This window comes from Acidovorax sp. JG5, assembly GCF_017939685.1.
Lineage (GTDB): Bacteria > Pseudomonadota > Gammaproteobacteria > Burkholderiales > Burkholderiaceae_C > Acidovorax.
Map to the genome: position 1 here is coordinate 1 of NZ_JAGKSE010000040.1, position 11,388 is coordinate 11,388.

At 56.9% G+C, this 11,388-nt stretch carries 12 protein-coding genes; all 12 read right to left on the bottom strand.

All coding sequences use genetic code 11. The features are described from left to right. Positions 1 to 76 precede the first annotated feature (76 nt). A complete protein-coding gene (locus J8G26_RS18575; protein WP_142083080.1) occupies positions 77 to 541 on the bottom strand; it encodes a lysozyme in 465 nt (154 codons plus the stop codon). Beyond that, on the bottom strand, positions 538 to 1,014 hold the full coding sequence (locus J8G26_RS18580; RefSeq protein WP_142083082.1) for a hypothetical protein: 477 nt from the start codon (positions 1,012 to 1,014) through the stop codon (positions 538 to 540). The genes J8G26_RS18575 and J8G26_RS18580 overlap by 4 nt, the downstream gene beginning before the upstream one ends. Continuing rightward, the gene (locus J8G26_RS18585) at positions 1,011 to 1,316 is read right to left on the bottom strand and encodes a DUF6127 family protein (protein WP_210570720.1); all 306 of its coding nucleotides are present in this window, start codon (positions 1,314 to 1,316) and stop codon (positions 1,011 to 1,013) included. Before J8G26_RS18585 ends, J8G26_RS18580 begins: the two co-directional genes overlap by 4 nt. Before the next feature lie 102 nt (positions 1,317 to 1,418). Continuing rightward, positions 1,419 to 1,640 carry a hypothetical protein gene (locus J8G26_RS18590; RefSeq protein ID WP_142083083.1) on the bottom strand — a complete coding sequence of 74 codons (222 nt, stop codon included), beginning with the start codon at positions 1,638 to 1,640 and terminating at the stop codon, positions 1,419 to 1,421. After that, positions 1,633 to 2,262 carry a hypothetical protein gene (locus tag J8G26_RS18595; RefSeq protein ID WP_244939057.1) on the bottom strand — a complete coding sequence of 210 codons (630 nt, stop codon included), beginning with the start codon at positions 2,260 to 2,262 and terminating at the stop codon, positions 1,633 to 1,635. The genes J8G26_RS18590 and J8G26_RS18595 overlap by 8 nt, the downstream gene beginning before the upstream one ends. A gap of 22 nt (positions 2,263 to 2,284) precedes the next feature. Then, complete coding sequence (locus tag J8G26_RS18600) at positions 2,285 to 2,545, bottom strand: hypothetical protein (RefSeq protein WP_142083085.1); 261 nt, start codon at positions 2,543 to 2,545, stop codon at positions 2,285 to 2,287. Between the two features lie 106 nt (positions 2,546 to 2,651). After that, positions 2,652 to 5,351, bottom strand: coding sequence for a S8 family peptidase (locus J8G26_RS18605; RefSeq protein ID WP_210570722.1), 2,700 nt, complete (start codon positions 5,349 to 5,351; stop codon positions 2,652 to 2,654). Between the two features lie 3 nt (positions 5,352 to 5,354). After that, the gene (locus tag J8G26_RS18610; RefSeq protein WP_142083086.1) at positions 5,355 to 6,365 is read right to left on the bottom strand and encodes an AAA family ATPase; all 1,011 of its coding nucleotides are present in this window, start codon (positions 6,363 to 6,365) and stop codon (positions 5,355 to 5,357) included. 121 nt (positions 6,366 to 6,486) lie between these two features. Beyond that, complete coding sequence (locus tag J8G26_RS18615) at positions 6,487 to 6,801, bottom strand: DNA-binding transcriptional regulator (RefSeq protein ID WP_142083088.1); 315 nt, start codon at positions 6,799 to 6,801, stop codon at positions 6,487 to 6,489. A 479-nt stretch (positions 6,802 to 7,280) separates the two neighbouring features. Beyond that, on the bottom strand, positions 7,281 to 8,774 hold the full coding sequence (locus J8G26_RS18620) for a VWA domain-containing protein (RefSeq protein ID WP_210570724.1): 1,494 nt from the start codon (positions 8,772 to 8,774) through the stop codon (positions 7,281 to 7,283). After that, positions 8,774 to 10,303 carry an AAA family ATPase gene (locus J8G26_RS18625; RefSeq protein ID WP_210570726.1) on the bottom strand — a complete coding sequence of 510 codons (1,530 nt, stop codon included), beginning with the start codon at positions 10,301 to 10,303 and terminating at the stop codon, positions 8,774 to 8,776. Before J8G26_RS18625 ends, J8G26_RS18620 begins: the two co-directional genes overlap by 1 nt. Before the next feature lie 375 nt (positions 10,304 to 10,678). Further along, positions 10,679 to 11,302: a tyrosine-type recombinase/integrase gene (locus J8G26_RS18630; protein WP_210570728.1), complete on the bottom strand. Its 624-nt coding sequence runs from the start codon at positions 11,300 to 11,302 to the stop codon at positions 10,679 to 10,681. Positions 11,303 to 11,388 lie beyond the last annotated feature (86 nt).

Below are 11,388 nucleotides of genomic sequence, written 5' to 3' on the forward strand. Positions count from 1 at the left end.
CAGCCATGGGACAATCGCTCATACGATCGTGTGAATTCGTGCCCTTCGAGGTCCTGATTCTTGGATTTCAAGGGCTTCAAGCATTCCTGAGTAGTAGTACTCGCTCTGCTTCGCGGCGGCTGACCAGTCCGGGCAAAATCTTGCCCGCACCGCGAACCCACCGTCGCAACTCGTGTGCGGCAGCAGCCCAATCCCGCTGATTGATTCTTCGCCGCAAGGTCGAAGTCTGCAGCCGCCCGGCACCGAGGTTGAATGTGAAGTCCACGATGGCTGCGAGCCGCCCCTCTGACTCAGTGGCCAACACAGGGCAGTAGCGCAGCGTCGCCGCCAGTGCCGTCTGTAAATCGCGCGCCAGATAAACCTCGGCTTCGACCTCCGTAATCGGTGGGTGTTTCGGGTCACACAGATGGCCGTAGCCAATCGTCCAGTAGCCTGCCGGGCAGACGTAGGGATACGCCCGGCCAGGATCGTTCTTCGGCACGCGGTGGAAGCCCTCGAAGCGCTTGGCCAGATCGATGGCCGCCTGCGGAACCGCGATCACGGCCGCACCCGGTCGAACACCCGCCCGAGGAACCAGAAGTTGAGCACCCCAGCCCACAGCGCCTGATCTGCCTCCGTCCAGGCGTGCAGGACGGCAGCGCCCCAGCCAGCGCCACCTGTCAAGGCGGCTGCGACTGTTGCCGTCTTGGCCGCGCAGTAAAGCGCCATGAACCAGTAGGTGATCACCGGTCGCACGCTGACCGACAAGGCATCTGCCCAGCGCACCCCAGTTTTCTCGCCCTGGGTACGAACGGCTTCGCGCAGGGTTTCGATGGCCCCGACGTTCCACGCGGCATCGGCACCCGCGCCGATTTCCGACATTCGCTGCACGCCACGCAGCTTCTCGAACTTCAGCGCCTTGTCCTGCATTGCCAGTTCGCGACCTCGTTCACCTTTGCGGTCGAGCCACTTGAGGAGTTCGGGTGCCAGACGGAAGGCCCCGCCGAGGAGCCCACCAAGCAGTGTCTCGATCATTGGGGACCTCCCATCAGCTTGAGCTTGATGGCGGCACCGACTAGCAGCGCGGCCAGCAAGCCAGTGGTGATGACCTTAATGGTCGTTTGCCAAGCCGTATGGCGCGCTTCACGCCAAGCTTCGAGCAGATCACGAAGTTCGCGGATGTCGCGCGCAGCGTGGCCGTTTTCCAGGCCGAGGTGGGCCAGGCAACGCTCTGCACCGCGTTCGGCGGCGCGGTCGAGCAGATCGTCAAAGTCCTCGTGGCGCAGCAGGAGCATGTTTTCCACGAGGGCGGCGGGTTGTTGTTCGGGTTCGGTCATTGCAGGTCTCCAGTTCAACGAAGTTGCGGCGAAGCCAAATGCGAACCCCGCCTGATGCACGTGGCACCAAGGCGGGTTCAGGGGTGATCAGGAAGATGGGTTTCAGATTTCGATGATTTCCAGCGTCAGGCTGGGTGCGCCGCCTTCGATGACGTCATCACGCACGAATACCTTCTGGCCGATGCCAGCGCTGCCGCGTGCGCGGATTAAGCCGCCGCCGGGCAAGGCGACGGTCACGACGCCGGAGCCGACGCCCACCACCGTGCCCGCCTGCAATGGCGGATCAGGGATGAGTTGGCGGAACTGCTCGTAGAGGTTATGCATGGCTCTGCACCCCCAAGGTCTGCCAGACCTCCGGCATTCCTGCCTCGACTTGCGTCGAGCGCACGATGCCCAGCCTCGTCACGCTGCCGTCCTGGTACTCGACGAACGCACCCGGCTCGATGATCCCCGTTTCGGCCAGCACCGGCAGGCGCAGGCTCACCTCGATCTGTTGCCTGGTATCGGCTAGAACCGAGATGCCTCGCTGCCGCGCCGCAGTGGCTTCGGTGATCAGCGCATCGACCACCATCGGGGCCAGCACATCCCCGGCAGTCCCAGCCCGGCTCACCTGCCCAAGCACACCGACATCTTGGCCGGACACGAACACGCGGTTGTAGCCGGGCTTCTCTACCCAGCGCAGCGACTCGCGGGCCACCGCATCGACGGGCAGCACGAAGTCTCGCGTGACGGTGTTCCACTCCCACGGCGCGACCGGATACCGGTGGCGCACGCGGATGCTCTGGTCGGACGGGTGCGGGATCAGGTAACCCCCGGCGGCACTGGCAATGGCGACCAGGGCTTCCATCCACGTGCCCTGCTGGGTGAACACCCCGGCAGGGACGTTCCAGTCGGTCAGGCCCCAATCGATGCTCCAACCCAACGGGATGCCGTTGAGCTGGGCCAAGTTCCAGGGAATCAGCGAGTTTTTACACAGCCTCGGCTGAGAGCCGACGCTGAGCCTCGGACGCTGAGCGGCTACTTCGATCGACAACTGTCGTCGGCTGTAGGGCCGGCCCTTTGCCGTTATTGAGCTGGAAATGAAGCATCAGCAGGCCGATCAGCGTCTTCCCCTGCCCCGTATAGAGCTTGACGATCACGTCTTTCTGCTCGCGATGGCTTGCAAACCGATCCTTGAGCGCTGCGCCCTTGGCGGGCCGCAGCGGTCCCTTTCCGTGCGCACGACTCAAGCTGTCAACAGCTCGACCGGATCAGTCGGGCGTTCAGCTTTTTGCCGGCCAGTCGCTTCTTGAAGTCAACCAACTCTGTCTCCCACTTTGGTTCTGTGCCCGCGCGTCACTCAGTCGCTTCGACTTCCACTTCGACCTCGGTGTCCTCGATCTCGGCTTCGGTCTGAGCCTGAAGTTCGGCGATCGCTGCGCGAAGCGGTTCGTAGATCGTGATTTCGCTGCCCAGGATCTCAAAGGTCACCGCGAGTACATAGCGCGCCGTCGAGTCCGGGTCATAACTCCAACCCTGATGGCCGACCACGGCGATGCAGAAGTGGTCGGGAAGGCTATTCGAGCGGACAACCGCCCAGTCCTTCTGCACCGTCCCGCTGTTGCGCTTGAAGTCGTGAATCAGGCCGTCCTGTGGCTTGTCATGCAGCACCCAGGGTAGTGTGGTACCTGGCAGCGGCGCTTCGCCATTCGCTGCATCTTTCATGGCGCGCACTCGGAAATCATGCAGCCCCTCGCCCAGCCTGCTGGCTTTCCAATCGACCCAGGTTGAGAGATACCGGCGCAGGTTGCGGCGCGTGCGCCGCGGCTGTGCAACGTAGGACAAGGTCACGTCAATGCGGATGTCGAAGTCATCGGCCTGCTGACGCAGCTCGGCAGGGATGGGCACTTGATAGATGTGGCACTCCCCGGCGTGTATTCCGGTTTCCCCGCTCGTGATGAGCGTTGTTCGATGGTCGGTGTTGGTGGTGGCTCGTGCCGCATCCGGTACACCGAAACCCAAGCTACGGAAAGCAGCGGATGCCGAGGCGAATAGGGCCTGCTTTTCCGGTGGCGCCATGCCTGGCGGCGGATTGCGCAAACGTGTTAGCAGGTCTTCTGCCCAGGCCGGCCATTGTGCCGATTGCACGACGAGTGCGCGGTATAGCAGCGCCGGCTCAGCGGGCAAGGCACGCTGCACTTGGGCTGCAATGCGCGCGACCTTGGGTGCAGCATAAGAGGTGCCTGCAGTGTCACGGTCTGCTGCGGGCCCAGGACCATACAGGGTCGAGCGGATGAGATTGGGGCAAGCGGCAGGAATGACGCCGCCGGCCTGTAGGTCGGATGGTGCATTGCTTGAGCGTGCGGCATCGCCGCCATACTCAACAACCTCGGGCTTGATGACATTCCAGATGCCGGGGCCCGTCCGCGAGAATGCGGACGGACCTGCAGGCTGCGTGGCGAAGGAGCGCCATGCCCCTTGCTCTGCCGCGTCATAGGCGATTGAGCCAACGGTCAAAGCCTGTAGGCTTTGGCCCGGGTTAGCGATGCGAGCAGACCTTTCCGCCAGGTAAGCCGGGTAATCGCGGCCGGCGGTCAGATGGTCGGCGATGCCCAGGAATGGCGGCGTGCCTTGCAGCGGAAGGTTGCCGGCGCTTTGCACGATGAGCACATCCCGTTCATTGCACAACTGGTCAATCTCCGCCGCCCACGACGACATGTAGCGCGTGCGGCAGTAGCTGCGCGCGTTGATCGAATGGTTGAAGATGCGGGTCTGGCGCGGGCTGTCGTTGAAGCGTTCGACAGCCTTGCGCAGCGCCTCGGGCGGGAACAATTCGACGGGCATCGCGTTCTGGGCGTTGAGCACGCGGGCGTTTTGAATCCAGAACGGCAATTGCGGTGCACCGTCAGATGGAACAGCTTCGCCATAAAGTACTGCGCCGGCTACGCGCGTGCCGTGGCCACCTGGTGCAACTTCATCGGCGACCGCCGTCGCGGCTTGGCCCGGCAGGAAGCAATGCGAGGTGATTTGGTCGATGCCCGGCTGGAGCATGACGTGCGCTTCTTGGATACCGCTGTCGATGACGCAGACGGTGGGCGCATCAGCGGCGGGTGCGACCGGCGCGACGGCGGTTGCCGCTTGCACGCCTTGCTGGCCCAAGTGCTGGGGCAGCGCAATGTCTTCCGGTTCGACGACTTCGAAGATGTAGGGATAGTTCAGGACGAAATCCTTCAGTCCCTTCCCCGAGATTTTCAGCCGAACCGTAAAGCTGTCTGGCAAGACGCCCGCGTCGAAGTCGGCGCTATCCCGCATGTGCAGGATTTCGGCTTGGTAGAACTCTGTGAACTTCCGGATGGAAGTCTCGCGTTCGATCTTGATGTCGTCCCACTCGTTGTACGCACTGGCCCGCCGCTCAGACCATTCGTACTCCTTGGCCGCCCACTGGGCGTCAGTCGCGCGCTTGCCGCGCACCGGGCGCGGCGGAATTTCCTGCGTGCCGACACAAGCGATGCCAACGTCAACGATGTAGTGCTGGTCTTCGTCAATGTAGCCCCACGAAGCCATCAGTTGATCGGAAAGGATGCGGCCCAGCCGGTCTGTCTGGTTGGGATCGTCGAACAGCGCGTGGACATTGGCGATGGTCGCCGAGCCGTGCACGGTGACGGCAAATCCCTGGGCCATGTTGCGGAACGCCGTCAGCTGAATGTCATCAGACGCCACGATCACATAGCCGTCTTCTTGCTCCGCCACGATCTCGAATTCGAACTTGGCGCGCAGCGCGTCTAGGTCGAGGCCGGTGTCGATCTGCAGCAGGATGGGAATGCCCGCCGGGACGTCTGGCAAGGCCAGGCCTGCCGCCTGGCGCTGCGCCTTACGGGCCTGCCAGTTCTGACTGAGCGTCTGCGCCGCGGTGTCCAGGGCGACGCTGTGCGCTTGGCGTTGCGCTCCCTTATTGGCGAGCGTTTGCGGCGACGGATCGCCGCCTCCGCGCAGGCGCGCTTTACCTTGAAAGCGCAACAGCAGTGGCAGGTGTTCAAAGTTGTGCGCACCTGGCATGGCTTAGGCTTTCTGTGCTGCGTCGTGCCGCTGAAGCTCGTCGATAGCCTTAATCAGCTTGTCTTGCGACAGGGATGGGCGGCCGGCCAGCACGGCAGCTTTGGCGGCGTCCTGGGCAGCCTTCACGACCATTGCGGCCGACGATCCTTCGAGTTTGGTAACCAGAGCATCCCAGTCGATAGGTTTGTCCATCCGCACGCTGGAGAGCGTCAACTTCAGCAATTTCTCGATCTCTGCTTTTCCAGGCAACGGGATGGCGAAGACATCGTCAAAGCGTCTGAACAGCGCCGGGTCCAATGCGGACTCCAGATTCGTTGTCGCGACCAGTAGGCCCGGCGCGTCGTACTCCTCCATCAGTTGCAGCAAGGAGTTGACGATGCGAGAGACTTCGCCAATGTCTTTGGAGGCCGTGCGTGACCGAGCAATAAAGTCGCATTCGTCGAGCAGCAGCACACAGGGCTTCTCGCGGGCACTGCTGAAGATGGATCGCAGGTTCTGTGCTGACTCGCCGAAAAAGGACGAAATCAGCACATCGAAGCGCACTTTCATCAGCGGCAAGCCAGTATTCCAAGCCAATCGCTTAGCGCCCAGCGATTTGCCGCAGCCCGGTGGCCCGTAAAGCAACACAGTCTTACGGGGCTTGAGCCCGAAGGTACGCAGCCGGTCGCGCGCTGCGTACTCAGCTTCGATGCGCCCGAAGCGCTGCTCGACCGCTTCGGGCAGCACCATGTGGTGTTCCAGCTGGTCGTGCGGGATGAGTGTGGCCAGAGACTCCCCGTGACGCCGGCTCATGGGGAGCTCTTTGAGCGAACGCTCAATGTCAGCCGACGGAGTCGGCGACGGCAGCGCACGTTTCGTCTTAGGCTGCTTGAGGATGGCTTCAAGCTGCTCAGCCAGTCTGACGTGGCCTGTTTTGCGTTCTGCTTCGACGATCTTGCCGGCAAGCCGGTCCAAGTCGGATTGCGAACCATCGGCAATGGCTCGTACTACTCTTTTCAGAATATCGGCGTTCATGCGATATCACCTTTACTTGCGAGCCGTCGGACGAGTGATAGCACGCAGACAGACTGGATTCGATTGCTAAAGCCCGGTCTGCAAACTTGCGCCCGGATCGAGTGTTGCAGGAGCATTGCGGTCATGCGACGACCTCCAAGCCGCGCTTCTGAACGAGGTGCAGTAGCTTCAGCGCAGTGCCCGCAGGCTTCTTCTGCCCGATCTCCCACTTCTGAACGGTCGAGAGACTTGTGTTCAGCAAGCGCGCGAAAACCGCCTGGCTAACATGCGCGCTTTCGCGGATGCGTTTGATTTCAGCCGGCTCCAACGGCTCGACCGGAGGCAGCCAAAGCGGGTCGATTTCGCGCAGCGTGACTCGATCCATCACACCTGCTTTCCGATGGTCTTTGGCGGTGTCGCGCACGGCTTCAATGATGGGTGACCTCGTCTTGCTCATCGCAATCCACCTCCGCCAGCTTCCGTCAACGAAACCGGTATCTTATATCACCTGGTGCTACAGACTCTCAAGCTGGAGTTCTTCAGTAAGGGGCACTGCTCCCAGCGGCCGGTTGCGGTCCGACAGCGGTACTCCGGCCGGCGGGCTCAAATGGCTTCTTACGCTGCAGAACAGACCTACGCGTGACGGCTTCAGGCTGGTTGCCGCCGTTCACCTCAGAGGTAACAATGGCTGCTGCTACCGAAAGCAGTCATTGCCCTAGGACTTTCGAGAAGGTCCGCTCTACCCCTTAAAGCTGCCAGTGGAATCTGACCATTGCCAAGTGACTGCTTTGGCGTGTGCTGACCTGGTGCTATCGACCCGGAGCCGACACTGAGCAACACGACCCCAAAGCGGAAATCTGAGCAACCTAAATCTGCATCAAAGATGCGGTCGCTGATGCGATGTAACCCTTTGATTATTTATGATCTAAATCACGATCAATGAAAAGAACTCAAGGCAATTCTTTTTTCAAAAGCTAGCAACTCTGTAATCTGACTGCTGTATGGGTCATAAATCCATTCTTGATCGAACAGTGTCCGTACCTCCGATGCATAGAACCCCTCACTGATAACCAACGAGTGGAAGCGGTTCCCATTGAAGCGCTGTGCTTCGATGTCGTGCAGAAGCTTGGAGGGCAGATGACCCATGACAAAATCAGAAATCACGAGCAGATCGGCCTTGGCATATTGCTCCCGTTGCATCGTATCCAAAGCATGTTTTAGGGCTGGTGCAACGTCTGTGCCGCCATGGAATGACATTTGCAAAAAGTGTATTAAAGACTCCATGCCGTTTTCCAAGCTAAGATTCAACGTCTCGATGCTTGTTGAGAAATTGATCAGATAGCACGCCCTTTTTTGCGTACGCGCTTTGGTCGCCATGTAAAGTGCAACCGCTTTGGCAATAGTCTCTGGCATCCCATGCATAGACCCACTGGTGTCTAGACAGATTACCATGGGCCCCATCTTCTCTGTTTCGCTGGTGCACTGTTCTGTAACGCGCTCGTTCTGCTCACCAACCAATTGCAAGCCGTTCATATCAAAGCACATCAAGCGGGACTCAATGTACTTCATGTCAAACAAAATAGACGTGTCTGGATCGGCAAGAAGTGCTAATTCGCTCGGCAATGCATGTTCCAAATCTCGCCCCAGACGCACCCCGATGATCTCCTCTCGGGAATTTGGATCCGGTTGCCATACGTCTTGGATATGCACCGTTCTCACTTTCTCGATCCGCTCGGATAGTTCAATTTGACGAATTTTCCCCAGCAAATCGCATAATGCTTTCACGCCAGCATCATTCGAAAGGTATTGTGTCCAGCGCTTAAATTGCTCAATGCCTTGAGGTGAAAGCTGTCCTCGGGATAGGTCTATAAGGAGCCCTGGATCGAGTCCCAGCACTTCAAGCTGTCGAGACAGTGTTTTTATCAACTCGAGCAAGGCTTCTAATTCATCTCGAAGAGCATTGCGATGCTTAGCGATTTCTCGGATTTCCCATTCACTGATGGCCCTATCTAAGGTTTCACGCCAATGTTTACCAAGCAATTCGGCTGCCTTCTGAAGATGAGGCCTCGACTCTCTTTTGTCTTTCTTTAAGTTTTTTCTGCCCGATGTTTCATCGCTCCACTGCTTATGCCAAAAGTCTTTGTCAAAAGGCTTCCCCGTCACTTGGCACAACTCGCCGAAACATCGGGTGGCGTCACGCCATTCGTTTTCAGCAAGCACGCCTTCTTCAAGCTTGGTAGCAAAGTCTTCCCAGACTTGCTCATGCGATGCAAACGGGTTACTAGCCGCGACTTCAAGCTGTGTACGTAGGGCCCATTCTTTAGAGCGGAATTTCAAATGTTCCGAAGCTAAATGCACCCACGGCTGAAACCTTACTTGTAGTTCATCAAGCAAGGTATTTGAAGCCTTTGTGGCTGAATTCTCAGACATTACTGACACAAGCTCAAAAGTCGTTCGCAGTCCAACACCCGAAGATTTAGGCGTTCGACTTGCTCACAAACACCCTTGTAGGCTAATTCCGTCTTTGCTTCAGGAACAAAGATGGAGTCCATTGAAAGCCGATAGGCTTCTACCCGAGTTTGAGCTTGATCTCGGGCCGTTTCCAGCTCATTTTTGATCTCGAGCACTTGCAGGGTCAATGCTTTAATCAGTCGTTTGTTGACACCAGTTTTTTTATCCCCTTTGTGGAACAAGACGCTTGGAGTTGCTTTAACGACCTGAGTTCTGCGATACCTATTAGTTTCGTATTTTATCTCACACACGCCTTGGCTGTCGAATTTACAGTCAAAATGCTCCAGACGGGAGCCATTTTTTGTGCACGGATTGAATGTATCCGATGATTTTAATTTTTCAGATGGAATCAAAATCAAACCAATCCTACCGTAATAGTACGAGTCACAGTCTTCTAGTTCAATCTGAAAGTAATTTTTCCCATCATATTCAATCGTTTCATATAGATCCTCTGAATGATAGAGTTCTTGATGAATCTCCTTGTCACAGGCATCTTTCGCGCTATCAAGCGCTGCTAGGTCAAATTCACCATCGAAGCCTGACTGCATAACGGCATTGGCTACGATCTCAGCAATACGCTCTCGATTCTCGCTCATCGTCCAAAGGCAGTGTTGCAATAATAGTGCGTCGCTGTGATTGGTTTCTGTGCGGCCATTGAAGAATGCTGCCGCCTTCATTAGCATTGCGGCCCGTTGCCAACGCCGGTCGGATACATACACTTTCAGTGCTTCGTGCTGAGTATGTAGTTCGCTTCGGATCAGATGGATAATCGTCCGTGCTTCATTAGACAGCCTAACGTTCGACTGAATATCTCTGCGCCAAGAATTCCACTCAGCCTGTTTTATGACCAACTCAGGTGCCACGGTAACTTTGGCTTCAGTTGGTGGGCTATCTAGTAAGTTGTCAAAGTGGTTAGACTGTGCAATTGGAGGCACCATCAATCTAACGATAAAGCGGTCATACAAGGCGTCAAGGCCCTGATTTTCGTCGGGCGTTTCATTCGATGCGGCGATCAACGCTTTGAGCGGGGCTTGCTCGACATGATCGCCATTGCGATATATCCGCTCGTTAATTAGAGTGAGAAGTGAGTTCAGAATCGCTGGACTAGATTTCCAAATTTCATCCAGAAATGCAAACTCCGCCTTGGGCAAATAGCCCTCGGTTTTACGCACATACCTGTCTTCTTTCAACTCTTTAATCGATACTGGACCAAATACCTCTTCAGGTGTACTGAAACGGTTCATCAGGCATTCGAAATAGGAGGGCTCATCGAATCCGCAGGCAATGCGTCTCGAAATCAAGCTCTTTGCTGTGCCAGGAGGGCCGTAAAGAAAGGTGTTCTGCCCACTCAGTGCACCTAGCAGGGAAACAGCGACAATCTCTTCGCGCTCATGCATTCCTGCCGACAGGAGTCGAAGCAACTCTTGAATTCGTTCTTTTAATATCACAGTACATCCCTAAAAACTACCGATTAGTTCGCCCTGTCGCCTTCTCAAGTAACGTGGTTGTTCGATGAAAAGATTTTGAAACTAAGTGCAAACGAGTTAAGCAAACTTTACATTAAATTCTAAAGGGTTCAATAGTGAACTTTCTGCTGCTGTAAAAAACCATTAGGCTGACCTTGACAGTGGACCTAGCCAATCGCTAGTTGCGCCACATGTGAGTCAGATCAAGACAAAATCCTTGAAATTTGTTGTCGCAAAACAGTCGTTTTTCGATGACCGCTCTTGGCCGGGAGTGTCATTCCGCGCCTTTGCCGTAAAGCAGCCGCTCAAGTCGTGCAGCCTGGTTCATGACAAGGGCAGCACGACCGTAAGCTTGCTTCAAATTTCGGTTTGCTCGGAAATCTCCAGCGCATCGTCAACCTCTATGCCGAGATACCGGACGGTCGACTCCAGCTTGGCGTGCCCAAGCAGCAACTGAACGGCACGCAGGTTTTTGGTTCGTCGATAGATCAGCGTGGGCTTGGTTCTTCGTATCGAATGGGTACCATAGCTTGCGCGCTCCAGCCCTAGCTCATCCACCCAGTGGGCTAGGATACGGGCGTACTGACGTGTTCCCAGATGAGGGGACCTGTGGATCCTGCTTGGGAACAAAAAGCTATCGGATTTCAGCTCCGCATGCTTGATCCATGCCTGCAGGGCATCTCGTGTCGTTGATGTGATTTCAAATTGCACAGGCCGCTGCGTTTTGTGTTGCATAACGATGGCGCGTGTCGCCATCTGATCACCGTGGCAAACGTCCCTGACCTTCAACGCCACGAGATCACAGCCCCGCAATTTGCTGTCGATACCCAGGTTGAAAAGTGCAAGCTCCCGGATTCGGTGCTCCATCTGTAGTCGCACACGCAGTGCCCAGATGTCTTTGACCTTGAACGGGGACTTTTGGCCCACGATTTTTCCCTTGTTCCACGGCTCGCGATGGATAGCGCTGGCGACGGATTCCATGATGGTCTCCCATTGAGTTGAGGGAGTACCACAATGCGCTTGATTGTAAGCGCACGGCAAACCCATGTTGACCGCCGATGGCGCCC

What these genes read in the sequence shown, in the direction of transcription:
- J8G26_RS18630 (WP_210570728.1), bottom strand. Translation starts at nt 11,302, where the DNA reads ATGGAATCCGTCGCCAGCGCTATCCATCGCGAGCCGTGGAACAAGGGA.
- J8G26_RS18620 (WP_210570724.1), bottom strand. Translation starts at nt 8,774, where the DNA reads ATGTCTGAGAATTCAGCCACAAAGGCTTCAAATACCTTGCTTGATGAA.
- J8G26_RS18605 (WP_210570722.1), bottom strand. Translation starts at nt 5,351, where the DNA reads ATGCCAGGTGCGCACAACTTTGAACACCTGCCACTGCTGTTGCGCTTT.
- J8G26_RS18615 (WP_142083088.1), bottom strand. Translation starts at nt 6,801, where the DNA reads ATGAGCAAGACGAGGTCACCCATCATTGAAGCCGTGCGCGACACCGCC.
- J8G26_RS18580 (WP_142083082.1), bottom strand. Translation starts at nt 1,014, where the DNA reads ATGATCGAGACACTGCTTGGTGGGCTCCTCGGCGGGGCCTTCCGTCTG.
- J8G26_RS18590 (WP_142083083.1), bottom strand. Translation starts at nt 1,640, where the DNA reads ATGCATAACCTCTACGAGCAGTTCCGCCAACTCATCCCTGATCCGCCA.
- J8G26_RS18585 (WP_210570720.1), bottom strand. Translation starts at nt 1,316, where the DNA reads ATGACCGAACCCGAACAACAACCCGCCGCCCTCGTGGAAAACATGCTC.
- J8G26_RS18610 (WP_142083086.1), bottom strand. Translation starts at nt 6,365, where the DNA reads ATGAACGCCGATATTCTGAAAAGAGTAGTACGAGCCATTGCCGATGGT.